The 24,043-nt window shown below is 67.4% G+C and carries 22 protein-coding genes; 3 read left to right on the top strand and 19 right to left on the bottom strand.

All coding sequences use genetic code 11. The annotated features are described in order from the left end of the window. Nucleotides 1–10 precede the first annotated feature (10 nt). Genes ACYQ26_RS12275 through cbiG form a run of 5 tightly spaced genes read right to left on the bottom strand, consistent with a single transcriptional unit; the run spans nucleotide 11 to nucleotide 4,001 of the window. A complete protein-coding gene (locus ACYQ26_RS12275) occupies nucleotides 11–730 on the bottom strand; it encodes a cobalamin biosynthesis protein (protein ID WP_459809185.1) in 720 nt (239 codons plus the stop codon). Beyond that, nucleotides 727–993, bottom strand: a complete 267-nt coding sequence (locus ACYQ26_RS12280) for a ferredoxin (protein ID WP_459809186.1) — start codon at nucleotides 991–993, stop codon at nucleotides 727–729. The genes ACYQ26_RS12275 and ACYQ26_RS12280 overlap by 4 nt, the downstream gene beginning before the upstream one ends. Before the next feature lie 39 nt (nucleotides 994–1,032). Further along, complete coding sequence (cobJ, locus tag ACYQ26_RS12285) at nucleotides 1,033–2,145, bottom strand: precorrin-3B C(17)-methyltransferase (protein WP_459809187.1); 1,113 nt, start codon at nucleotides 2,143–2,145, stop codon at nucleotides 1,033–1,035. Between the two features lie 12 nt (nucleotides 2,146–2,157). After that, nucleotides 2,158–3,036 carry a precorrin-3B C(17)-methyltransferase gene (locus ACYQ26_RS12290; RefSeq protein WP_459809188.1) on the bottom strand — a complete coding sequence of 293 codons (879 nt, stop codon included), beginning with the start codon at nucleotides 3,034–3,036 and terminating at the stop codon, nucleotides 2,158–2,160. Further along, on the bottom strand, nucleotides 3,033–4,001 hold the full coding sequence (gene cbiG / locus ACYQ26_RS12295) for a cobalt-precorrin 5A hydrolase (RefSeq protein ID WP_459809189.1): 969 nt from the start codon (nucleotides 3,999–4,001) through the stop codon (nucleotides 3,033–3,035). Before cbiG ends, ACYQ26_RS12290 begins: the two co-directional genes overlap by 4 nt. A gap of 196 nt (nucleotides 4,002–4,197) precedes the next feature. Between cbiG and ACYQ26_RS12300 the strand changes: the two genes are divergently transcribed. Next, the gene (locus tag ACYQ26_RS12300; RefSeq protein WP_459809190.1) at nucleotides 4,198–5,415 is read left to right on the top strand and encodes an outer membrane protein assembly factor BamB family protein; all 1,218 of its coding nucleotides are present in this window, start codon (nucleotides 4,198–4,200) and stop codon (nucleotides 5,413–5,415) included. Nucleotides 5,416–5,426: 11 nt separating this feature from the next. Here the strand turns inward: ACYQ26_RS12300 and ACYQ26_RS12305 are convergent, their stop codons facing one another. The 9 genes from ACYQ26_RS12305 to ACYQ26_RS12345 all read right to left on the bottom strand — a co-directional run bounded on the left by ACYQ26_RS12305 (nucleotide 5,427) and on the right by ACYQ26_RS12345 (nucleotide 17,348). Beyond that, complete coding sequence (locus tag ACYQ26_RS12305) at nucleotides 5,427–8,558, bottom strand: DUF7286 family protein (RefSeq protein ID WP_459809191.1); 3,132 nt, start codon at nucleotides 8,556–8,558, stop codon at nucleotides 5,427–5,429. After that, nucleotides 8,555–9,655, bottom strand: coding sequence for a DUF7284 family protein (locus ACYQ26_RS12310; RefSeq protein WP_459809192.1), 1,101 nt, complete (start codon nucleotides 9,653–9,655; stop codon nucleotides 8,555–8,557). Before ACYQ26_RS12310 ends, ACYQ26_RS12305 begins: the two co-directional genes overlap by 4 nt. Next, nucleotides 9,649–10,152, bottom strand: a complete 504-nt coding sequence (locus tag ACYQ26_RS12315) for a DUF7285 family protein (RefSeq protein ID WP_459809193.1) — start codon at nucleotides 10,150–10,152, stop codon at nucleotides 9,649–9,651. Before ACYQ26_RS12315 ends, ACYQ26_RS12310 begins: the two co-directional genes overlap by 7 nt. Then, the gene (locus ACYQ26_RS12320) at nucleotides 10,130–11,206 is read right to left on the bottom strand and encodes a DUF7283 family protein (protein WP_459809194.1); all 1,077 of its coding nucleotides are present in this window, start codon (nucleotides 11,204–11,206) and stop codon (nucleotides 10,130–10,132) included. Before ACYQ26_RS12320 ends, ACYQ26_RS12315 begins: the two co-directional genes overlap by 23 nt. Nucleotides 11,207–11,247: 41 nt before the next feature. After that, nucleotides 11,248–12,978: a type II secretion system F family protein gene (locus ACYQ26_RS12325; RefSeq protein ID WP_459809195.1), complete on the bottom strand. Its 1,731-nt coding sequence runs from the start codon at nucleotides 12,976–12,978 to the stop codon at nucleotides 11,248–11,250. A gap of 6 nt (nucleotides 12,979–12,984) precedes the next feature. Continuing rightward, complete coding sequence (locus ACYQ26_RS12330; RefSeq protein ID WP_459809196.1) at nucleotides 12,985–14,943, bottom strand: ATPase, T2SS/T4P/T4SS family; 1,959 nt, start codon at nucleotides 14,941–14,943, stop codon at nucleotides 12,985–12,987. Nucleotides 14,944–15,033: 90 nt separating this feature from the next. Beyond that, a complete protein-coding gene (locus ACYQ26_RS12335; RefSeq protein ID WP_459809197.1) occupies nucleotides 15,034–15,504 on the bottom strand; it encodes a DUF7311 family protein in 471 nt (156 codons plus the stop codon). Further along, nucleotides 15,501–16,217, bottom strand: coding sequence for a DUF7310 family coiled-coil domain-containing protein (locus ACYQ26_RS12340; protein WP_459809198.1), 717 nt, complete (start codon nucleotides 16,215–16,217; stop codon nucleotides 15,501–15,503). The genes ACYQ26_RS12335 and ACYQ26_RS12340 overlap by 4 nt, the downstream gene beginning before the upstream one ends. 75 nt (nucleotides 16,218–16,292) lie before the next feature. Beyond that, nucleotides 16,293–17,348 (bottom strand): ATP-binding protein, encoded by a 1,056-nt coding sequence (locus ACYQ26_RS12345; RefSeq protein ID WP_459809199.1) that lies wholly within the window; start codon nucleotides 17,346–17,348, stop codon nucleotides 16,293–16,295. 74 nt (nucleotides 17,349–17,422) lie between these two features. Between ACYQ26_RS12345 and ACYQ26_RS12350 the strand changes: the two genes are divergently transcribed. Then, nucleotides 17,423–17,932: a DUF7382 domain-containing protein gene (locus tag ACYQ26_RS12350; RefSeq protein WP_459809200.1), complete on the top strand. Its 510-nt coding sequence runs from the start codon at nucleotides 17,423–17,425 to the stop codon at nucleotides 17,930–17,932. Nucleotides 17,933–18,069: 137 nt separating this feature from the next. Here the strand turns inward: ACYQ26_RS12350 and ACYQ26_RS12355 are convergent, their stop codons facing one another. The 3 genes from ACYQ26_RS12355 to ACYQ26_RS12365 form a co-directional block, all read right to left on the bottom strand. Then, entirely contained in the window at nucleotides 18,070–19,191 is a 1,122-nt protein-coding gene (locus ACYQ26_RS12355; protein WP_459809201.1) for an ABC transporter permease, read from the bottom strand. Next, nucleotides 19,181–21,010, bottom strand: coding sequence for a PrsW family intramembrane metalloprotease (locus tag ACYQ26_RS12360; protein ID WP_459810748.1), 1,830 nt, complete (start codon nucleotides 21,008–21,010; stop codon nucleotides 19,181–19,183). Before ACYQ26_RS12360 ends, ACYQ26_RS12355 begins: the two co-directional genes overlap by 11 nt. Before the next feature lie 104 nt (nucleotides 21,011–21,114). Next, the gene (locus ACYQ26_RS12365; protein ID WP_459809202.1) at nucleotides 21,115–22,077 is read right to left on the bottom strand and encodes an ABC transporter ATP-binding protein; all 963 of its coding nucleotides are present in this window, start codon (nucleotides 22,075–22,077) and stop codon (nucleotides 21,115–21,117) included. A 284-nt stretch (nucleotides 22,078–22,361) separates the two neighbouring features. Between ACYQ26_RS12365 and ACYQ26_RS12370 the strand changes: the two genes are divergently transcribed. Further along, nucleotides 22,362–22,763 (top strand): winged helix-turn-helix transcriptional regulator, encoded by a 402-nt coding sequence (locus ACYQ26_RS12370; protein ID WP_459809203.1) that lies wholly within the window; start codon nucleotides 22,362–22,364, stop codon nucleotides 22,761–22,763. An 81-nt stretch (nucleotides 22,764–22,844) separates the two neighbouring features. Here the strand turns inward: ACYQ26_RS12370 and ACYQ26_RS12375 are convergent, their stop codons facing one another. Beyond that, entirely contained in the window at nucleotides 22,845–23,291 is a 447-nt protein-coding gene (locus ACYQ26_RS12375; RefSeq protein WP_459809204.1) for a UPF0179 family protein, read from the bottom strand. A gap of 90 nt (nucleotides 23,292–23,381) precedes the next feature. Beyond that, complete coding sequence (locus tag ACYQ26_RS12380; protein WP_459809205.1) at nucleotides 23,382–23,798, bottom strand: DUF5820 family protein; 417 nt, start codon at nucleotides 23,796–23,798, stop codon at nucleotides 23,382–23,384. Nucleotides 23,799–24,043 lie beyond the last annotated feature (245 nt).

Raw genomic sequence — 24,043 nt, forward strand, 5'->3', positions numbered from 1 at the left:
CGTCGGTCGGTCAGTCGTCGTACGCCTCGGCCTGCTCGAGACTCCGCTCGAGTTTTCGGCGGCGACTCGGCGCGAACAGTCCGGTCTCCTCGCAGCTCTCGTAGAGCCAGGTACCGAAAGCCGGCGCGTCGGCGTCGTCGACGCCGAACCAGTAGCCGCCCGACGAGGTTTCGGAGAGATCGCCGTAGGCGGCGTCAACGGGACACTCGTCGATCAATTCCTGCGCGAACTCGAGCAGGTCGCGGTCGTCGTGGACGAAGGAGATGCCCACGGTACCGCTCGAGGACTTGAAGCAGATCGTGCCACACCCCTCGAGCAGTCCCCGCAGGAGTTCCCGGTCGTACTCGCTGAACGCGCCGAAGCGGGAGTTGCCGCGGCCGTCGACGGGGAGCCCGAGGGCGCCGCTGCGGCCGAGCAGTCCGGATTCGTCGCCGTCGATCGTCAGCGTGTACTCGTCCTCCGTCCGCGTGATCGACGTGTCGTGTGCGTAGTCCCGAGTCGTCGTCTCGTGCTCTACGTCGCCGCCGGCGACGGCCGCGAGCACCTGCGCGGATTCCTCGTCGTTGGTGACGACCTCGAGCCGATCATCTGTGACGTCGCCACTGCCGGCGACGTGACCCCAGAAGTACGCGGTCGCCGGGTGGCCCGCGAGGGGGTCCGTGGGAACCTCGATCTCGAGGACTGCGTCGGCGTCGCCGGCTTCCGCCTCGGCGGAGTCGGCGTCGCTCATTCGCCCACCTCCCGGACGACGATGGCGTCCGTCGGACAGGCCGCCGCGGCCTGCCGGGCCTCGTCGATGCGGTCGTCGTCGAACGTCGCAACGACCCGTTCGGCGGTGTCGGTGACCTCGCCCTCGCAGTCGTAGACCGGATCAGCGTCCGGATCGACGGTCGCGAGGCCGTCCTCGCCCTCGACGAACCGCGGGTCGCGGGTCAGGCAGGCGAAGATGCCGTCACAGGCGTCCTTCTCGATGGTGACTTCGTATCGTGGCATGCGTAGTAGCGGAGTGGTGGTATCGGTCGCGTCGCCGCCTCAGTAGTCGTACTTCGTCTCGTAGCCCCGCGGCGTGACCATCCGGTCGTCCCAGACGTAGGTGTCCTCGGTGCCGACGACGATCGTCGTCGTCATGTCGATGATCTCGCTCTCGCCGAGCTCCTCGAGTTCGCCGAGTTCGGTGATCATCACCTGCTCGTCCTCGCGGCCGGCGCCGTGGACGATGCCGACCGGCGTGTCGGGGTCCCGGTGGGTCAGGAGGATTTCGCAGGCCTTCTGGAAGTTCTCGCGGCGCTTGCGACTCCAGGGATTGTAGATCGTGATCGCGAAGTTCTCGCTGGCGACCGAGTGCAGCCGGGACTCGATCTCGGGCATCGGCACGAGGTGGTCCGACAGCGAGATCGAGACCGTGTCGTTCACGAGCGGTGCACCCAGGCGCGCGGCGCAGGACTGTGCTGCCGGGACCCCCGGCACGACCTCGAAGTCGACCATCGAGGCCGTCGCGCCCTTGGACTCTAAGATCTCGAGCGCCAGGCCGGCCAGCGCGTAGACGTTCGGGTCGCCGCTGCCGACGATGGCGACATCGTTGCCAGCGAGCGCACGGTCGATCGACTCCTCGGTGCGAGAGACCTCGCCGCACATCGGTGTGTCGTAGATGTCCTCTGCCTGCTCCGTGATCTCGTCCGGGATGAGTTCGATGTAGGTCGTGTAGCCGACGATGTGGTCGGCCTCGATCAGGGCGTCCTTCGCGCGCTCGGTCATCCCTTCGGGGTGGCCGGGACCGAGGCCGACGGCGATCAGTTGGCCGGGCTCGGCGTCGAAGTCCTCGATCGTCGCGCCGACCTCCTTCTCGTTGCTCGAGTCGTCGTCGGAACTCGAACTCGAGGCGCCACACTTCGATCCGCTCGAGGACGAAGCCGAACTCGAGGAACCGCCGCATTTGGAACTCGAATCAGCACTGCTGCTCGAGGAACCGCCACACTTCGAGCTCGAGCCGGAACCCGAGTCCGCGCTCTCGGTTGCGGATTCGGAACTGCTCGAGGCCCCGCATTTGGAGGTGCTCGAAGTGTCGGTACTGTCGGTGGTCGATGCGCCGCAGTTGGATGTCGATTCGCCGTCAGCGTCGGCGTCAGAATCGGTGTCCGTGCTCATGGGTCCGTAGTCTCAGAAGTCCTCGACGTCACGCCCGCCGCGCGGGGTGACGAGGTACGTTCGGTCGTCGTTGCGCCAGGTCTCGGTCTCGTGGTTGCCGATGATCAGCGAGGTGCCCATCCCCGACACCTTGTCGTCGTGATCGGCGGCCTCGCCGAGGGTGGTGATGAACTGGCTCTCGCCGTTCCGGCCGGCGTCTTCCCGGCCCGCGTCGTTGACGATCGCCACGTAGGCGTCGTCGGTGCGCTCCTCGCGGACGATCTCGACCGCCTTCTCGTAGTTCCGCCAGCAGTTGTAGAGGACGATCACGAAGTCCGAGATCGCCGCGGCGCGGAGCTTCTCCTCGATCTCGTCCCAGCCGCGCCACTTGTCCGACAGCGAGACGGTACAGAAGTCGTTGCACAGCGGCGCGCCGACGTTGGCCGCGCCGCCCAGCGCGGCGGTCATGCCGGGGACGACCTCGATCGGCACGTCCGTCGCCGACTCCTCCTCGGCCATCTTGAAGATGAGGTCGGACTTGCCGTACACGGAAGGATCGCCGCCCGAGACGTGGGCGACGTCTTTCCCCTCGCGAACGTAGTCGAACGCCGCGCGGGCGAGTTCGATCTGCCGACCCATCGTCGAGCGGACGATCTCCTGCTCGGTGCCATCCTCGCGGGTCGCGATCCCGTCCTCGTCGGTCCGCTCCTCCGACGGGATGGTGCCGTCGTCGCGCAGGAACTCCTGGTAGAGGCTCGAGGCGATGACGACGTCCGCCGACTCGATGACTCGCTTGGCCTTCTTGGTCATGTGATCCGGCAGGCCGGGGCCGATGCCGACGACGTAGAGGGTGCCGTGGTCGTCGGGCGTGCCGCCGGCCGTCGCGTCAGTGGATTCGGCGTCGGAGCTCATCGGCCGATCGCCACCGTCACCTCGTCCTCGTAACTGCGCTTCTCGAGGACCAGCTCGTGGTCGCGCCCGCCGGCGATCGCCGAGGCCTCGGAGACGCCCGGCCAGCCGATCAGTTCCTTCGATTTGGAAGGCGTCGGCCCCTCGTGCTCGAGCAGCGTCTCCTTGTCGAAGGTGACGACGCCCAGATCGAGTTCCTGAGCCGCCTCGAGCAGTCCCTCCTCGTCTTCCTTCCGGGTCGCGGTGCCGACGAACTCGACATCCTCGAGGTCGTAGTCAGTTTGCTCGAGAGCTTCGTGCCAGGCCTCGAGGAACGCCTCCTTGTCGGCGCCGGAGACGCTGCCGGTGCCGATGACGACGCCGTCGTCTTTGTTGCGTTTGAGGACGGTGACGTCGTCGCCGACCAGCACGGCGCGGGGCCCCTCGAGGCGGGCGACGGGACCGAGGTTCTCGTCTAGCACGGCGAGGTTCGTCTGGACCGTCGAGTCGCCGTTGACCACGTGAGCGTCCATCGCCTTCGCCCGTGACTCGACGCCCTGCTTCCCCGCGGCCTCGGAGGCGGTCGTCATCGCCGGCACGGCGCCCATCGTCGCCAGATCCTGCGCGACCTGGTTAGCGCCGTGGTGGCCGCCCGTGATCGGGATCGCCCACGTCAGTTCCTCGTCGACCACGCAGATCGCGGGATCCTCCCACTTGTCATCGAGCAGGTGGGCCGTCTTGCGCATCGCGATGCCCGAGGCCATCAGCCCGACGAAGCAGTCGTACTCGCCCCAGTGCTCCTCGAAGACGTCGCCGTGGTACTCGATGATGTCGATCGTCTCGTAGCGATCAACGAGTTCCGATTCGATCTCCTCCGCGGTCTCGAGTTTGCGCTCGAAGGAGATGATCGCGATTTCCTCCGCGACTTCGCCGTCGCTGTCCGGCGTGGAACAGTGACCGCCACTGTCGTCGTCCGCGCCGGAACTCATCGTCTCCCTCCGTGCCGATGCTGTGTGGTTCGCGCGTTCACGAGAGACACCATCGAGGGCCTCCCTAATACAACCTACGTTTCCTATGTACAACGTAACTTTATCTCGAGTCGATATCGTCTCCGGACAACGATAATTTATCATCGTTCACGCTATCCAAAAATTCATTACGTATGGTTATTGTATTCGGAAACGGATGTCATCTGACGCACGAACTCGCCGCCACTGGCTCGCGACGTGTGCCGTCTCGAGCGTCGGAATGGCGGCGATTGCGGGTTGTTACGAAAGCGATTCCACCACGGCGGATTCCGGGGGCGGATCAGACACGAGTGGAGCGTCGACCGAGATCGACGATAGCGGCGACTTTGGCTCGTGGCCGATGGTTCGTTACAACGCGGCGAACCGGCTTTCGGTTCCTCACAGCGGTCTCGATGGAAAACCTGAAATCCTCTGGACGGCTGATCTCGACGGCGTTGTCGAGTCACCGGTCGTCTATGACGATACTGCCTTCGTTAGTCACGGAGATGGGTTCTATACTGCGATAAATCTCAGTGACGGCGATACCGTTTGGCAGCACGATACCACCGGCTGGACTGCACCAGCGGTTTCTGACGCTGCTGTTTACGTCACCGGTGACGGTGTCGAAGCACTCGATCACGACACAGGTGACGTACTCTGGACGACCGGGCACGAAGAACGAGTCGGCACGCTTCGTGTCTATGACGGAAATGTCTATGCTGGTATTGGTGACACAGTTGTCGTACTAGATCCGGACGGTAAGGAACTCCAAAAGTTCGAAACAGCAGCGACTGTTCAGGCACTCGCGATTGACGATGACTATATCTATGTTCGTTCCGCTTCTGAAGAAGCAGAAGATATGTTTTCAGTCGCAGCCTATGATAGTGAGTCAAATGATAGTCTTTGGGAGCATAACGTAATTGACGGGACACAATGGGCGGATGACCGGTTTACAAGGTCGTTCCCAGTTATAAACGGTACTGTTTATACAATCGATAACGATACTATTGTTTCGATCGATAGTTCAAGTGGTGAACTGACTGACTTAGCCGATATCGGTACTCCTTCTTGGACACGACCCACTATTGTTAATAATACAATCTATGTTCGGTCGCAGGAACCAACAGCATATAATCTTGAATCCGGAGATGAAATAACAGACTGGGAAGTAGAAAAGAATACAAAAGAACCATTCGTAGTTACCAAAGATACTGCCTACGCTGCACGAGGAACCGGTTCCACGTCACCACAGAATCTAATGTCTGTTGATTTGGAAAGTGGTGATGTTAACTGGGAAATCCAGGTGCCAGAACTCTCAAACAATCATATGCCAGTTGTTTTAGACGGCTTGATTCTCCTTCCAATTAATGACCCAGGTATGATTGCATTCAAATAATCAGCTATCCGTCAGTTAGAACGTACATCTAAACAATGGCGTGTATCTGAACCAGCGTTTGGTCCAACTGTTTTCCAAGTTTCGGCGCAGTAGGTCGTTCCCTCACGAATATATCTTCCATCTGCGACAGCCGGAATCGGTCCACCCTTCTGTACAACAGCACCGGGCATCACCACGATCACTTCCGTCTTCGTCTCGAAGTCGACCGCTTCGTTCTGACCCACTTGAACCGTCTCGCCGTCCGAAAGTTCGACCTCGACCGGACTCTCCTCCGCGACGTACGTCAATCGGCTACTGTCCGCCGGATCGCCGATCGTCGAACTGACCTCGAGACGAGCGTACTCGCCCTTGGCGGTGACGGACCAGGCGTTGAGCGTCGCGTACCATTTACTCGGCATTGGGAAGACGAGCGGCAGCCCCGGCCAGGCGACGCGGTTGTCCGTCTGAATCGAGAGCGGATCGTGGTGGACATCGGACTCCGTGTCCAGTACGGTCGCGTTCGCCGCCCGAACGGCTGACTCTTGCGTGCGGTTGATCGACGCCGTCGCGAGATACGTCGGCGACCCCGACACCTCGTACTGGGCGTCGTCGTGGACCGGCGATCCCTCGAGCGAGACGGGATCGGGTTCGAAATCGGCGTTCGCGAACCCCTGCACGAAACTGAGCGCTTGATCGACGTGCTCGAGGCCGCCATCTTCGCCGATTGTGTCGAGTTCGTCCTCGGTGGCGTCGAGTTGTTCGTCGTACTTCTCGTCGAACAGGTCGAGCCAGTAGTAGAGGCGATCGAAGTACGCCCTGCGGACCTGCGCTCGCGCGCGGTCCTCGGGCGTCTCGTACGGGCCGTCGTCGACGTATTTGTCTTCGAACCGTTCCTTGATGTCTTCTTTCGCCAGCTGTGGCGGCGTCTTGCCGTCCGTGAGGCTGCTGATCTCGACACGGAGCGGGTCCCGTTCCCACTCCGTCGTGAAGTTCCGGTGGACTTGCTCGAGTTCGTCGGTCAGACGGTGGGTGAGTTCGCGTCGCTCGCCTGGAATGACGGCGTCCGACTCGAGCGTCGCGCTCCGTTTCTCGCGGATCGCCCCGACGGCCGCGCGGCGAAGCGAGTCGGGATCGCTCCCGCTGAGAGACCGTTCGAGTTCCCGCTCGAGCTCGCGCTCCGCGGTCGCGTAGCGGTCCGCCGTCGTAACCTCGACGAGCGCGGTTTCGAATCCGTCGTCGAACGTGGCGGCTGCGGCCGAGCCGTAGTCGGTCTCGATCGGCGCCGGCGCGACGCGGAACTCGTCGGGTCGCGCGTAGTACTCCCCGCCGGCGTCGAAGCCGTACTCGCCGTCGATCGTCAACTCGAGCGCGACGTCGACCTCGTCGGTCGCGGACGTGGTCGTGCGGTTCGGACTGGTTCGCGTCTCGTTTTTGGCCTCCCAGCCGTGGACGACCGTCACGTCGACGGTCGCCGCCGCGGAGAGTTCGTGGATCGGCCGCTCGTAGCCGTCGCCGTCGCGTATCGCCGTGTGATCGATCTCATCGATCGTGACGTCGATCACCCGTTCGGCGTCGGCGCTCCGGTCGCGGACGTACTCGCTCCCGGCCGACGGCGGCGTCGGGAGCGATCCGGCCGAGGCGGAGACGTCGGTGCGCACGTCGATCTCGTAGAGTTCGTCGCGGATGTCGGCTATGCTTCGATCGTACTCCTCGCCGGTACCGAGATCGAGGCCATCGAACTCCTCCGGGAGGCCGCCGCCTTCCTTCTCGATTCGCCGAACCATCGCGTCCGACTCGTTCTCGAGGTACGCGACCGGATCCTCGTACCGTTCAGCGTGGTACTCGAGGTACGTGGCGCGGGCGAGATCGGCGACGGGAATGTCGACCTTCTGGTTGGCCGCCGCCATGCTCCCGAGGCCGCCCTGTACCAGTTCGGAAAGCGGCGGTACCTCGGGGAGTTCGCCGGTCGATTCGTCGCCGAAGACCCAGTCGTTGATCAGGCCGCCCTCCTCGCACAGCGACCGCTTGAGATCGATCGTCCCGTTGGCCGGCCCCGTCCCGTCGTCGGTCCCGTTGCGCGACTCGGTGGCACCGTCGCCGGCCCGTCCCCGTTCCTCGAGCCCCGCCGAAAACGCGGTACTGCCGTTCGGAACGATGCCGCCCGCGTCGACCTCCGTATCGATATCGCCGATCGTCTCCGCGAAGTCCAGCCCCATGCAGGTGTACTGCGGCCGCATCGTCCGATCGGCGTAGGGGTCGCGAGTTCCGAACACGTCCTCCTGCACCGAGAAGATGGCGTGATTCGTCAGGACCTCGGCGTGGTCAGTCCCGATGCCCTGCTCGAAATCGTGGTCCGCGGGTCGCTTCGTCGCGTTGCCGAACCGGTTCCACCCCGCTTTCGTGTACGCGATCGGATACAGTCGAGCGGCGAGTTCCTGGCCGAGACCGTCGAGGCTCGTCGGATCCGGTGAGCCGTTCGGTTCGAAAAAGCCCCGGTTGAGTTCCCGTTCGTACTCGGTCATCCGCTCGTGCAGTTCGAACACCGGCGAGCCGACGGTAGTGCTGATCGACCGCGTCTCCGACGGAATCGAATCGCCGTCGACGGTCGCGTTTAGTTGGACGCCGTGAATCGTCGCCCGGATCGTCCCCCGATCGACGCCGTCGTCGAAGGCGCCGATCTCGAGGTCGACCTTGTCGATTGCGTCGCTCGGTCCGATTGCGCCGTCGTCCGGCTCGGCCGTAACTGGCGGCACCGAGACCGCCGATTCGGAACCAGCGCCGAGCGACTGCCCCGCCGCCGGCAGCCGCTCGACGGCCTCGAGGTAGACGAGGAGTTTGACGTACCGTCTGAAAGCCGTCGTCTGATCCGGTGCGGACGCGATCGCATCGACCTCGCTACCCGCCGTCGTATTGATTGGGGCCGCACCTGCGCGAGCTGTCGCCTCGAGGACTGCCGTTCGAAATTCGCTCTGGGTCGCCGCTGTCGTCCGTTCGACGAGCAGGTCGGCGTCCCGTTCGACCGTCGGCGCCGTGCGCCGCTCGAGCGTCGCGATCGCGCCGATGCTCGCGACGAGCAGGAGGACCGCGATCATCGCGAACGGAACCCGCGCGCGGTCGTCGTCTGCGATCGATACCGTCGGAGTGGATCTATCGTTGCCGCTCATTCGTACGTTTGCACCGTGATTTCGATCGGTTCCGTCGAGACGACCTCGTCGAACGTCGACTCGAGAGCGCGTCGCCGCTCCGCCCGTTCGTGAGGCGTCGGGTCGTCGCCGTAGGCCGCGTACGTCTCTCGGATCTCCGCCCCTGCTCGGCTGGTACGCATGTCCGCCGCGATCGCGGCGGCGAGCCCGTCGGCGTCGCCTGCATCGCCGCGAAGCGCCGCATTCGCCGCCGTCGCGCTGGGCGTTTCGCCCGTGACGTGGTCGTCGACGTCGACGCCGACGGTCGCAGCCGTTCGCCGGTAGTCGTACACCGTCACCGCGTGCTCCGGCAGCGTCGACTCGAGTGCGTACTGGGTCTCTCGGGGCGGGAAGTAGCCGTCCACGATCACCCCCGCGATCTCCTCGCCGACGGTGTCGAAGCCGTCCTCGATGCCGCTTCGCTCGGTCGTTCCCGTCTCGCCCTCGAGAAACGCGTCGGCCAGCGTCTCGGCGTCGACCGCCGGAACGGGACTCGAGACCGTCGTCGTCGCACTCGAGACGTCGGCCGACCGCGGCGGCCGCTCGCCGACGGTCGCCGTGCCGGCGATCCCGGCACCGTCGTACGGTTTCCAGGTCGCGATCGCGTAGACCGACCGCTCCCCGCCGGCGAGGCGTCCCTGCGTCGCCGCCTCGACCGACCGTTCGACGTCGTGCCCGTACGCGAACAGTTCGGTGCCGTCGATCCGAACGTTCGTCAGCGCCGCTTCCCCGAGCAGCTCGGTCGCCGAGCCGTACGTCATGATTTCGTCGCGATCAGCGTCGCCGGCGTCGGACTCGAGCCGCGAGGGGCGGTCGTAGTACTCGCTGTCGGTCGCGGCGACGCCGGACTCGTTCTCGGCGCCGAGATCGTAGGTGATCGTGATCGTCGTCCCGGACAGCGTCTCGAGCGCTCGATCGGCGCGCTGGCCGTCGCTCGGCTTCTGCTCTCCGTCCTCGTGGAGATAGAGCCCGACGGCGACCACGCTCGCGCTGATGAGCAGTAGCGCCAGCGAGATGTCCATGACCGTCGAAATCGCGCGCTCGTCGGCGTTGGCGCCGGCGCTGGCTCCCGTTACCATACCTGCACCTCCAGCGTTCCGGAGCGAACGTCGGCACCGTTGGTCACGGCGACTGGAATCGACCGGGTCGCGACGGACGCGTCGGCCGGCGGGCCGTCGTCGGCGAGGGTGCGCTCGAGGTCGCGAACGTCGGCCGAATCGGTCGCGTCGGGGTAGCCGGCCGGGAACGCCGCCGCGGCGATCGTTCGCTCGCCATCGCCGTCGATTACGGTTACCGTGACGGAGACGGTCGAACCCGCCGGGAGCGAGTCGCTCGAGACGAGCGTCGCCGGGTCGGCATCGGCGCCGGTACCGGCGTGCGCATAGAACACCCCGTCGTCCTGAATATCGTCCCAGACGAGGTCGATCGTCCGCTCGGCGGTCGTTCGGTCGCCGGCGCCGGAGCGGAGCGGCTGGACCGCGACCGCGTACAGTCCGAGCCCGATCACCACCATCGCGACCGCGACGATCGCCGCGATCGGTTCGGTCTGGGCCCTAGACGCTGACGAGCGTGACATAGTGAACACCGTCGCGGGTCTCGTGCCAGTAGGGATCGTCGAACGCCTCGAGGGTCGTCTCCGGACCGCAGATCGTCACCCACTCCCCGGTCCGTTCGATATCGGCCCGACAGTCGTCGAACTCGGGGCCGGAGACGCTGACCTCGAGGTCGTACGTCCCCGCCCAGACGGTGACCTCGTCCGCGTCGCTGTCGGCCACGTCCTCGAGGTCCGACTCGACGAACCGGATCGTCTCGCCGCCGGCGTCGAACGACTCGAAGCGGACGTCCGCGCTCGCTTCGGTCGTGACGTCGGGCGGGTCGTCGCACCAGACGCCGAGTCCGGAGCACGTCAGCGACGTCACGCCGTCGCGGAACCAGCCCTCGGAGTCCTCGAGGTCGACCGTCTCGACCAGTTCGCGGCCCTCGACGTCGACGGCAACGCGCTCGAGGGGCTCGTCCCGGTCGCCGGTCGTCCTGAGCCGCAGTTCCTTCGGGACAGCGACGTCGTCGGCGTCGAGCGCGTCGCTTTCGTCCGCGAGGTCCGCCTCGAAGTCCGTCGCGTCGGTCGTACGCGCCTGGATCCCGACCGCGTCGTCGGCCTCGACGGCAACCGTCCGGGCGACGAGTTCGCCGTCGGTCCGAAGCGACTCGCCGGCGTTGTCAGCCTCGGCGGCCGCCACGTCCGCGAAGAATTCGGCGGCGGCGTCGGTCTGCGGGTCCTCGAGCGCCGCGTCGTACTCGTTGTCGAACGACCGACCGTCCGTGAGGTTCTCGAGTCGCTCGTGGCCGTTAACCGGGACGACGGCGCCATACGCGAAGGTCGCATGGGCAGTCCCATGCTCGTTCGCCATGGTGATCGTCTGACGGTTGATCGTCGTACGGTCGGCGTCGTGCTCGTAGGTCGCACTGGCGGCGTACTCGCTGCCGGTGGCCGCTTCGATCGCGTCGGCCGCTCGGTCCGCGTCGGGCGTCGGGCCCGGTGCGATCCCGACCGCGAGTCCCGCGAGCGCGACGCTGACGATCGAAACCGCGACGTAGGTGTACCACGCGTCAGCGGGCGTCTCGAAATCCATGCCGTCGTTGGCCGCGCTTCGGTATATAAAGGAGAGGACGGTTACAGCGGCGCGACCAAGACGGCGTCGATCAGCGCCACCGTCAGCACGAACAGCGCCATCGAGGAGACGAGCGTCCGCCCGACGTGGTAGCCGAACAGCGTCCGGTCCATCCCGAACCGGAGCGCGTACGACAGCGGCGTCAGAATGGCGGCCAGCAGGAGCAGATAGACGGCCACGACGACGCCCAACTGATCGGTCGCCAGCGTCGTCGCGTCGCTCATCCCCACAGCGTCGAAGTTCTCGACCGAGAGCATCCCCGCCATCCCGACGGTCGCCCCGCCGACTATCGGCCCGAAGTACGCCGCCGTGTTGTCGAGCGTGCTCGTCACGCGCACGAGTTCGCGTTTCGTCTCCGCTTCGACGTCCTCGAGCTCCTCGAGGTGGTCGGCCATCGCGACGATCGCGCGGCCGGCCGGCTTCCCCTCGTCGCCGGCGATGGCGAGCAGCGCCGCCATGCTGCGGGCCCGCTGGCTGGGTACGTCCCGGAGCGCGCCGTAGTCGCCGAGGAATGCCTCCTCGACGCTCGTGTGCAGGCGACGCTGGACGCCGGCCGCGTGCGCGAGCATCTCGCCGGTCTCGTCGGCGACGCGGTCGGCGGCGAGTTCGATGGCCGCCTCGACGGACTCGCCCTCCGCGACCTGCCGGCCGATGATGTAGAGGGCGTCGGTCAGATTTGCTTCGACGTCGCGCACGTGATTTCGGAGCTCGAGAATGGGCCCGTAGACCGCCAGCAGGGCGACGCCGAGGCCGATTCCGACCGCCGCAATTTCGGCGAGGTATGCGGGTCCAACCGCCTCGATAATGGCGTAGGTTACCCCGGAAGCGAGCAGTCCCCAGCCAGCTCGCAGCCACAGTCGATCGCGGAGGTCAGGATGGGAGCGATCGATCTCCGGCGGCGGAAAGGCGACGGGACGGCGAACGAGCAGCCAGATCGCGGCACCGAGCAAACACAGCGGTAGCACGATGTCGTACAGGAGCACGAACATCCAGATGTTGAGCGAAACGCCCGCCATCGGCGCCGCCGGGACGAGCGCGATCAGCGCCAGCGGGAGCAGAATGCCGAAGGCGAACAGCATCGTCGTCGGCGCCCTGATCGCGGCCGTGAACTCGGCCATCCTGCTCCGCGTCCCGTCGAGGATCGCCGAGAGCGCTCGCTCGAGCGTGCGGCCGCGCTCCCCCTTGGGGGCGTCTTGGGCGGTCGCCAGCAGCGTCGACGAGCGCCGCAGCGCCGGGAAGTGGGGCGCCCACTCCTCGGCGAACGAAAGCAGGCCGGCCCGCGGAGTCCCCTTCGAACGGGTCACGTGGGCGGCGAGGCTCCGGGCGAGCGGCCCCTCGCCAGTCCGCGCGGCGAACCGGACCGCGTTCTCGAGCGAGGGCTGGATCTGCATCCGCAGGACCGCACGTCCGACGAGCGTCGGCGTGTCGCCGAGCGCCTCCGTTCGCCGAAACGCGGCCGCCAGGTGCGGCCACGAGTGAACGGCGTGGATCGACGCGAGCGACGCCGTCAAGACGAAAAAACCGACGAACGGCAACGGAACGCCGTAGAGCAACAGCGGTAGCGGGACGAGCGCGGCAAGCAGCCCGGCACCGTAGCCGGCCCTGACGACCGTCTCGGGGTCGTACGGCGGTTCGACGAATCGAACGGAATCCCGAAGCTCGTCGCTCGCCGAGACCGGGTACGGGTACAGTCTGGCGAGGCCGCGAACGAGCGCGGGTTCTACGTCTCCCACCGCGACTCACCCCCTGTCCGCGTACGCCGCTGCCACGTCTGCCGGCGACGTTCGGCCGTCCTCCGCGAGCGCTTGCATCGCGTCGGTCCGGTCGGCGATCGCCGCCCTGACGTCGGCGTAGGCTTCGGTCGGCCCGGCGATCGCGTTGACGAACCGGCTCTCTCCCCGGTCGATCCGCCCGGTCGGCGCCGCCTCCCTGCCCTCGAGTTCGTACAGCGGCTCGAATCGGACGTCCCCGCCGTCGCCCAGCACTTCTTCGACGCGAGCGACCCGACGACTGCGCCCGTCGGCGGTTCGGTACGACTGGACCGTGACGACGAGGTCCGTCGCGGCGAACGACGACGGTTCGACGTCCAGATCGGAGACGACTCGCTCGTACACGGCCGGCGCCCCGTCGCCGTGGATGGTCCCCAGGACCGCGTTGGCGTTCGCGCCGACGCGCATCGCCTCGTAGAGCACCCGGGCTTCTTCGCCGCGGATCTCGCCGACGACCAGTGCGCCATCGCCCAGTCGCAGGGCCGTCCGCAACGCGTCCGCCGGCGAGATTTCGGGGCCGTTGCCGGTGCCGGTCCGGAGCGCCTGCACGTCGCGCCCGACCGACTGCAGCGCGGCGACCGGGAGCTCCGGCGTGTCCTCGATGAGCACCGTCCGGGTGTCCGGCGTCACCTCGTAGAGCAGCGTTCCAAGCAGCGTCGTCTTCCCCGCGCCGCGGGTGCCGGCGATCAGCGCCGCGGCGTTGCGCTCGATCGCGACCGAGAGAAAGCCGGCGACGGCCGGCGGCACCGTCCCGTTGGCGACCAGCGCCGGCAGCGTGAACCGGTCGTCGGCCCGCTCGCGGAACGCGAAGCCGGTGCCGTCCGCGACCGGATCCGTGACGCCCGCGATGCGGAGCCCGCGACCGTTCGCAAGTGCGGCCGTCGCGTCGATCGTCGGCTTCGCCCGCGAGAACGCCCGGCCGCTGGTCCGCCGGATGCGCGAGGCCAGCGCCTCCGCGCCGGTCTCGGTGAGGTGGACGTTGGTCTCCATCGCGACCCCGTCGCACTCGACCCGCAGCGGGTTCGCCGTCACCGGCGACGTGGCGTAGACGTCGGTGACCGCCGGATCGGCGAACAGGTCCTCGAGCACGCCGTAGCCGTCGGTGTGCTTCTCGAGGATGGTCGTTAGCGTCGGATCGACGTGCTCGTCCGCGTCCGCAACGAGGTCGACGGCTCGAGACGGCGCCCGGTCGCCGTCGACCCACCCCTCGGCGATCGCCTCGTAGCCGTTGCTGAGCAGTTTTCGGTCGGCCAGCGACAGCGAGAGGTCGACGACGTCGAGCGCGTACAGCGGCAGTCGATCCGCGCGCTCGTAGACCCGCGCCGTGCTCCCGGTCGGGAGTTCCCTGACGTCGGTGAGCCGAGCCCGTGACTCGTCGTCGACCGTCCGCTCGACGTAGTAGTACGCGATCTCGAGGCCGACTCGCGGCGAGAACGCGTCCTCGTACGCCTCGACGTCCGAGACGGCCTCGAGCAGCCCCGACTCGAGGGCGACGTCGCCGATCGCATCGACGCGCGTCTCGAGGGTCGGCGTCGCCCCGAGCGGATCGCGCGCGACGTCCCGCGCCAGTCCGTCGTCGCGCGAGCCCAGCAGTTCGACGAATCGGCCGGCGGCGCCGAGCAGCGCCGTCGCCCGCGCGTCGTAGCGGTACCGGAGGCCGTTCGAGCGAACGACGATGGCGTCCGCGTCGCGCTCGGCCAGTGCGGCGACGACCGCCCGGCGACACGACGGCGCCTCGGCGAGCGTCCCGTCACAGGCCGACGCGTCGACGATGAGCGTGCGGTCCTCGAACGCGAGTTCGCAATCGCAGTCGCCGTTCTCGGTCGATCGGTCGGCAAAGTCAAAGAGGGCCCCGAGGCCGATTCCGGCGAGCAGCGTCGGCACGACGCCCGTCCGCTCGCCGTCGGCCGCGGCCTCGTTCGATGGCATAGGCTAGCTGGCTCGCGTTCCGGTTTAAACTCGGACATCGGGAGGGGGTCCGTCGCGCGAGGTGGCCATCTCCGGAGTCGGGCGGCTACATCATCGCGAGTGGGGCAGCGTCGCAACGACGACCGGCCGGCCGTCGGCGTCCGGTCGGAGCACGAGTCGGACGTCCCTCGTGCCGCTCCATCCGATTTCGGTCGTCCGATCCGCCGCCGGATCGCGGTAGACGATGCGACTCTCGAGGATCGTTCGCCCGCGCGTTCCGTCAGTCAGTACGTACCGCGCGACGCTGGCGTCGTCGGCGACCGGTTCGATCTCGAGGCGGTCGACGCCCGCTCGAGTCAGGGAGTCCGTCGGGACCGAAAACTCGACCACCCGCTGCGGGTTCGAATGCCCAGCGGGAGAGAGTTCCTCGGTCGTCTCGAGGTCGATCGCCGCCGCTTCGAGGGCCGCGAGCTCGCTTCGCAGTTCGCGTTCAGTCGTCTCGCCGGCGGCGTCGTCGATCGCGAGTCCGGCCAGCCCCAGAATCGCGAGCGTCAGGAGGACCGCGACCACGTATCGGATCATGGGAACCAAGCGCGAACCGACGCGAGCAGTCCCGATTCGGCGGCATCCCCACCGACCTCGTCGTCGGCCTCCGTCGTCCGATCGCTTTTCGCCGTCCCTGCCCCCGTCCCCGTCTCGTCCCCGAGCGATCCCGGGTCGTCCGCTCCCGCGACGATGTCCGTCGCCGTCTCCTCCGGCGTTCGGGCCGTCGCAGTATCGCTTCGGCTTTCGTCGTCGTCGGATTCGGTAGTAGCCTCGAGCGACGGGCACCTGGTCGGTTCGTCCGCTCCTTCGGTCCTCCGTTTTGCCGCATCGTTGAACTCAAACCCGGACTCGGATTCGACCTCGTCAGCCCCGGCGTCCGTATCGGAACGAGCGTCTTCCACCACCGTTTCGTCCGTCCTCGCGAGGACGCCGCCCCGGACGTCGCCGAGTTCGACCTCGAGCCGGTCGACCCGCCGCTCGAGTCGGTCGACCGTCGCGACCGCCGACGCGGCCTGGCGCTCGACGTCGTCGGTGATCGATTCGACGTTGCCGACGTACCCCTCGAGCGACTGGACCGCCGCCTCGAGGTCCGCGAGCCGTCGCTCGTGCTCGTCGACGCGCGTCTCGAGGTCGGCGACGGTCTCCGCGATCGCCGCTACGTCTGCGAGTTCGTCCAACGTCGCGTCACCGTCGACGACAACGCGCTCGACGGCCGACAGCCGCTGCTCGAGTCGATCGAGATCGGTCATGGCGGGGGTTGCTGCGGGATCGGATTTAAACTCAGACCCGGGCCCGAATCCGCACACGATTCGGATCGACGCGGCTTACGGCCGATCGGCGACCTCGCGCGCTCTCGGACTGCCGCCGCCGTGCGGGGTGTGCCGGCGGCGAATCCGTGCAGCGTGGATCGTCTCCGTCGCGTCGTCGATCACGACGACGCTCCCCGGGTCCGTCGGCAGCCGGTCGGCGAGCGACTCGCGGACGTACGTCGGCTGGGCGGCCTCGAGCGCTTCCAGGTCGCTCTCCGCCGTCAGCCGGTGGGCGACCAGCACGTCGGACTGGGAGATCGCGGTCTCCGAGAGCGAACTCGGCCGCTGGGTGGCGAGGACGAGGCTGACGCCCGGGGCGCGCCCGCGCGTGAGTACCGTATGGAGGGCGTCCGCCGCGACGCCGGCGAAGAACGCGTGGGCCTCGTCGAGCAAAAGCCACGGCAGCCGGTCGATCGTCTCGTCGATCCGCGCGCGGTACAGCGCCTCCGCGACGGCGCGACAGACCGCGTTCATCGGCGCCATGTCGAGCCCGGAGACGTCAACCACAGTGACCTCGGCGCCGGCGAGTTCCGCTGCGTCGAGCCCGTCGGGGTCGAACGCACCCCACGACTCCGCGAGCGCGATGTGGTTGGTCGCGGCCCGCTTGTCGGCCCCCGGCGCGTCCGTCGCCGCGACGCGCTCGCGCATCCCCTCGAGCGTCGCCGATTCCCGGGCGGCCCGCCAGACGAGGCTTCCCGCGCCGCTCTCGGGCGAGAGGCCGAGCAGCGCACACCACGATCGGGGGTCGAGCGCGTCGGCTGCGACGGTCGGTTCGGCGACGACCTCGACTGGGACCGGCGCATCCGTCGACCCGTCGGCGAGCGTCGCGAAGGCGCCCATCGGATCGACGATCACCGGCGCGACGCCCGACGCCCGCGCGAGTTCCTCCGCGAGGACGCCGAGGGTGTAGGACTTCCCGTAGCCGCGCTTGCCCACGACCAACATCGCGTGCGGACCGTCGAGGTCGACGTACAGGTCGGCGCCGTCGCTGCCGTCCAGCGCGCGGTAGGTTCCGACCTTGCCCGCCTGTACCGTCTCGGCGTCGCTCCCCCGTCCGATGACGAAACTCATGGCGACCGTTCGTTCGGCTTCCTACTTGAACCCGCGACCCGGAGTTTACGTACGAAGGGGCGACCAACGGCGGTATGGCTTCAGGACGAGAGTCACCGTCACCGACCGTATCGATCTCCGTCGGCTCGAGGCGCTCGTTCGCCGACGACGATCGCGCGATCGAGGGGTTGCCGATCAGACTCGTGATCGCGCTCATCATCGGCGTCGTCTCGCTGGGGATCATGCTCCAGATCCTCGGCGGCATCGACGGCTTCCAGACGGACACCGAAGTCGACGTCCGGTTCGACGACGCGACGATCGCCGATGACGACGACGACGTGAGCATCTCCGTCGTCGACGAGGACGGCAACGAGGTGACCGACGCGGTCGTCGTCGCGCAGGCCGGCACGGCGCGGATGGACGGCGCGTTATCGGCGGAGACGGGCGACGACAACGAGGTCGAGTTCGATTTCGACAGCGACGGCGACCTGTCCCTCGCCCCCGACCAGTCGACCGGCACGATCGAGTTCACGATCCAGCCGCCGGCCGATTCCAACTGGGAGGACGACGAACCGAACAACGAACTACTGGTGGTCGACGACTGAGCGGCTCGGCCGTTCGCGTTCGATCGCCGACCGTCGTTTTTCGTCGGTGCGTCGCAATTCGGTCGTCGAGCAATCGGTAGCGTCTCCAGCGCCCGTTCTCGAGTCGAACCAGATCGGTAGGGGCGCCCTGCTTCCGCTCACAGCGCGTCCGTCTCGAGCCCGCCGACGGTGCGCCGGAGCGCGACGACGGCGGCGATCCCCGCGAGGCAGTAGCCGGCGAGGAGCAGCCAGCTCGTCCCCGTCGCGCTGTCCATCGCGAACTTCGCGACGGTGTTGGCCGGGTGTTCGGGCAACAGACTCGCGACCACGAGGGCGCCGACGACGCCGATCGAGTAGAGTAACTGCGCCTGCCGCCGATCCGGAGCGGACAGCGCGACGATCGCGCCGCCGCCGACGACGAGCAGCGCCAGCGCCGCGACCAGCGCGACCAGCGCCGTCGGGTTCGCGATGGTCGTGCCGTTGACCGCGAGCAGAACCATCCAGGCGACGGCCTGTAGCGGCGCCAGCGCCGCTGTCGCGGCGACTTTCGCGTCGACGATCTCGGTCAACGAGAGCGGGGCGACCCGAAGCAGCGCGAGCGTCCCACGGTCGCGCTCCTCGATCAGCGAGTCGACGACGATCGAGCCGCTGATGAACACCGGCAGGAAGCACAGTAGCGGGAGCAAGACGGTGTAGGTGAAACCGACGTACGGACTCGCCCCGATCGCCGACGGCACGGACAGCGGCGTCTCGGTCAGTCGACCCGCCTCGGCGTTCGCCACCCGCTCGGCGCGCTCGAGTTCCTCCAGCGCGTCGCGCAACTGGACGACCAGCAGCGTCGTCTCGAGCCCCTCCTCGGGGGCGGTGACGTGGACGAATAGTTGGCCCTCGTCGGTCCGCGACGTTCGTAAGACGGCGGCGACGTCGCCGCGGTCGAAGGCCCGCTGTGCGTTCGCGGCGTCGAACCGGGCGGCGGAGAGCCCGTCCTGTCGCGCCGCGACCTCGACGAGGTCGTCGGCGCCGTCGCCGGTCACCGCGACCTCGGTCCGGTAGCCGTCGACGGCGCCGGGGTCGTACAGCGAGACCAGGCCGACGACGAGGAACGACGAGAACGCGGCGATGAACAGCTGGATCGCGATCGCGAGCAGGATCGTCTTCTCGGATCGCAGCGAGCCCAGTTCCCGGCGGACGAGCGCCAGGCGAGCGCGCCAGGACGCTCCCTCTGACTGTTCCGGACCTCCCTCGAGCGCCGGCGGGTTCGGGCCCTGCTCACGCGACAAGGGCGATCACCCCCGCGTTGTAGGCCGCGTGGACGAGCGTCGCGGCGACGAAGCCGAGCGCGTAGCCGACCGAGCCGCGGCTCGCCCCGATCGCCGAAACGACCGCCGTCGCGGCGTGGAGCGCGAGCGGCGCGAGGAAGAGCGCGCCCGCGAGGAACGGCCCGGTCGTACTCGCGAGATCGGGACCGAAGGCCGCGGCGCCGACTGTCAGTTCGGGGAGGCCGACGAACTGGACGACGTGGGTGACCTTCTCGCCGACGAAGAACCCGAGGCCGGACAGCGAGCCGACGACGATCGCGACGCGAAGCGAGGCCTCGAACCTCGAGCGGGCGAAGCCGGCGTAGACGTGGACGCTCTTCGCGAGTTCCTCGATCGCCGCCGCGAGCACGAGGACGATCGGGAGCGCGACCGCCTCGGGGACCGCAAACAGCAGGGCGACGATGAGCAACTGCCCCGCGAAGATGAAGGGGATAAAGAGGATCGAGAGGACGAACGGACTCCAGCGGGCGTCCCACCGCGAGAGCGCGTCGATCTGGCTCGCGATCGCGTCGAGGACCTTCGCCGGAATCGGCTTCTGGTCGAACATGTCCTCCTCGCGGTAGATGCCGATACCGAGCAGGAAGAGGACGACCGCGCTGAGGTAGAACGGCAGCGTCGAGAACAGGTACTCCCCGGCCGCCACCGACCCGCCCTGCAGCGCCGTTACGATGAGCGTCAGTGGCGAGATCAGCGCGATCGGCGTCACGTCCGTGAAGATCGCCGGGATGAAGGCGTAGGTCGTTAGCCCGACGCTGATCGCGACGGTGACGAACGTGAGTTCCTTGAACGACCGGGCGAGCATCGCGCCGACGAACGTCGACGCCAGAAACAGCGCCGCGATCGGCAGCGCCGCGGCGACGGCGATCGGCCCGCCGTCGATCGCGTACGCGATTCCGGCCGCGATCGCGACCAGCGCGAGCAGGTACGGCAGCGTCTTCCCCGCGACGATCTCGTAGCGCGAGGCCGGCGATACCAGAAGCAGTTCGCCGCGGCGCTTGATCCGCTCGTCCATGATCGTGCTCCCGTAGGCCTGGATGACGAAGTTCATCGGCACGACGAACAGGAACGCGAGCACGAGCGACTCGAACGGAAACGGCGGCGAGAGCGACCCGGGCGCGCCGACCGTCGTCCCGGCGGCCTCCGCCGATCCGCCGACGTTCGGCACCTGTAGTTCGTCACCGGCGCTCGCGTCGCTGCCCTCTCCCGTTCCGGTGCGCTCGGCGTCGCTCGAGGAGCCGTCGCCGGCCGTCGCACCGTCGCTGCCGGTATCGCCGTCCGCAGCGTCAGCGCCGCCGGAGTCGTCCGGCGCAGGGAGATCGCGTTCTCGGTAGTCGAGTTCGACGAGGACCGGATACGCGGCCGCCTTGTCGGTCTCCTCGTCCATTAGCATCTCGTTGTAAGCGTCGATGGCGTCGCGAAACGCGTCGTAGGCGGGTTCGCCGTTGTCGCCGACGTCCCACATCCTGTCGTCGGAGACGACGAGATCGACCGACTCGCCTATTCCGTCTCGGTCGACGCCCTCGAGCGGTACCGGCCGGAACCGGTCGCTCTCGACGGCGACGTCGTGGTAGGGGTTGGCCTCGTCGACGCCGACCACGTAGATCTCGTCCTCGAGCCCGAGGCCGTCGTCGGCGACGCCGAAGCCGACGACGCCGACGACGAGCACCATGGCAGCGAGGATCAGCACGGTCTTCCGGTCGACAGTTCCGGTACTGCGCGAGACTTCCCACCGGGCGATTCGGGCGGTTCTCGAGAGCGAGTCTCGGAGACCGGCCGTCACGCCAGTCGACTGCTGTGCGTCGGTGTCGCTGGTATCGGTATCACGCCGATCATCGCGCGACCGCTCGAGACCGGTCGTGTCTTCGTCCGCCGCGTCGTCCCTGCTCACGGCTCGGCCTCCGCGTCCCGGTTGCGGTTGCGCTCTGCATCCGGATCCGCGCCGCTCGCGATCTCGAGGAAGATGTCCTCGAGGCTCGGCGTCTTCGTCTGGATGTCGGTGACGCGGCCGCCCTTTGCTTCGACGGCCTCGCGGATGGCCTCGACGGCGGCCATGTCCGCGACGACGTGGCGGACGTGCCGTCTGTCGTCCGTCTCCTCGCGCGTGACTTCGACGAGCTGGAATTCGTCCTCGAGCGCGGTGCTACCGTCTTTGGTCGCGTAGACGTGGTACTCCGTGCCGCCGTGTTCGTCGCGGATCTCGTCGACGCTCCCGCGGGCGATGATCCGCCCGTCGTTCATCACCGCGACGCGGTCACAGACGCTCTCGACGTGAAAGAGGTTGTGCGCGCTGAAGACGATGGTCTTCCCCTGCTCGCTCAGTTCGCGGGTGAACTCGATGATGTAGTTCGTCGTCAGGGGATCGAGACCAGAGGCCGGCTCGTCGAAGATGAGCACGTCCGGATCGTTCACCAGCGCCCGCGCGATCGCGACCTTCCGCTTCATCCCCTTCGACATGTTGCCGATCCGTCGGTCGCGGTGCTCGAGGTCCAGTCGGTCGAGCGTGTCCGCGATCCGCTCGGTCGCGACGTCGACGGGAACGTCGTAGAGGTCCGCGAAAAACTCGAGGTAGTCCGTCGCCGTCATCTCCTCGTACAGCGGCGACTCCTCGGGGAGGAAGCCGAGCCGTCGCTGCATCGCCGGCGCGCCGGGTTCGCGGCCGGCGACGACGGCCGTGCCGGCGGTCGGTTCGACGAGCCCCGCGAGCATCTTCAGCGTCGTCGTCTTCCCCGCGCCGTTGGGGCCGACGACGCCGAACACCTCGCCGCGCTCGATCGCGAAGGTACTCCCCTCGACGGCGGGAAAATCGCCGTACTCCTTTCGGAGCCCGTCCACTTCGAGTATCGCCATTCGTTGTTCGTTCCTCGAGAGTGAGCCACCCGAGTAAAGTGTAGTGGCCGCTGACAGTCTTCCGAGACGTTCGGTTCGGGCCCGACGCCATCGCGATAGCGGGACCGGATGCGCCGCCGTACGGCGGTCCCGGCCACTCGAGTCGCGAGTTCGAGACGGGAAGACGTACGGATTTTGATACGAACGCGGAACGCGTCCGTACTCCGGCGAATAACTATCCTCGTGTTAGCTGGTTCGGATCCGAACTGCTATACGAGTGGGTCCCCTACGAACGGCCGACCGAGATGTCTTCCCCCCAGACACAACCCCGCGACGACGAGGCCACTCAGCGGGGCGATCACGATCACGAGCGTGAACGCGAACGCGAGCAGGACGCCGCCTGTCCGGTCATCGCGTCGATCGAGCAGATTGGCTCACAGTGGCGGCTCGCGGTCCTCCACGAACTGTTAGACGGCGAGCAGCGGTTCAACGAACTCAAGCGCTCGACCGACGCCAACGCCCGCACGCTGTCGCGCGTCCTCGACGACCTCGGCGAGATGGGGTTCGTCGAACGGCGCATCGAGGAGGACTCGCCGATCGCGACCTACTACAGCCTCACCGAGAAAGGCGAGTCCTTGGAGCCGGTGTTCGACGAGATCGAGTGCTGGGCCGGCAGTTGGCTCGAAGAAGACGCGCTCGAGAAGTAGCGACGGTTTTCGTTTTGAACAGGTCGTCGTTCGGTCGCCGGAGCCGCGGCCTCGACGCCTGGAGGAACGCGCCGGCGACCGTTAGTCGTCGACGTCGAGTTCGACCAACTCGAGCGACCGATCGAGGTGGCAGACGTCGTGGGGCGGGTCGCCGCGAATCTCTTTGATGCGGTGCTCCTCGTCGAACTCGACGCCGTCGGGTTCGCAGTACTCGTGGCTCGGACACTCGACGTACGGACAGGGGCCCTTGAGGGTCGCTTTGCTTCCGGCGAACGCGCCCTTCGACGGGACGTTGGCCTCGACGGCGGCGGGTTCGACTTCGACGGCGCGAACGCCGCCGTCGTGCATCGCACACTCCAGCGTCTGGGCCTTCTCGCGGACGTCGGTGACGCGGTACTTAGTGCCCTCGGCGAGATTCAGACACTGGCTGCGGTAGGGACAGCCGGCGCAGCCGTCGGCCTCGCCCTGGTAGACGAACTCAGTGCCGGGCTCGGCCAGGCGGGAACCGATGAGCGTGACGGTCGACATGACGCGTCGTACTCGCCACGCGCGGTTAAGCCTCTCGTCCTCGTCACTCGCGGCTGCCGGCTCGAGTCTCGGAGGTCGGCCTATAGCCCGCTACTCGCCCTCGCCGTCCGCGCTGCGGCCCGTCAGCTCGTCGAGCCGGTCGAAGTACCGCTCGCGGGGCACCTGGTACAGTTCCCGGTAGTCGATCTCGCCGTCGTCGAACGCCCGCGCGAGTTCGACCGTGCGCTCGAGCGCCGCCTCCCGCGTCGGGTAGCGGTCGTGGTCGTCGAGCGTGACGTCGGGCTCGAGGTAGAGCGTGACGAACCAGTCGGACGCGCCGGTGGTATCGGTGGGGTTCCGTCCGGGACGGCGGGTTCGCCGGCCGTGGGTCAGGTACAGGGTCGGCAGGCAGGGGGCGGGAAACGCGGCGGCGTCGAAGACGTCGGGCCGGTACGCGAGGACGAGGCGACCGTCGTCGCCCCGCGACCAGACGTCCCAGGCGTCGGGCAGGTCCGTCAGTTCGTCCATACCGGCCGTACCGTCGCCGGTCCTAAAGCCTCGTCGTCGCGGGACGGTGCGACCGCCACCTCGGCGATCTCCGGGGCTCGAACGGCCTTTCCTGCGATACTGCCGTCCGATCCCTCGCACTGATTTACCGGGCTTGCAGAATCCGGGAACAGCGTTGTCACTCCGGACCGCTCTCATGCGACCGCATTTCACACGATGCAGCGCATCCAGAGCTATAAGCGGAGCAACGTATGAGTGACAGTACC

The organism is Halopiger thermotolerans, assembly GCF_054654555.1.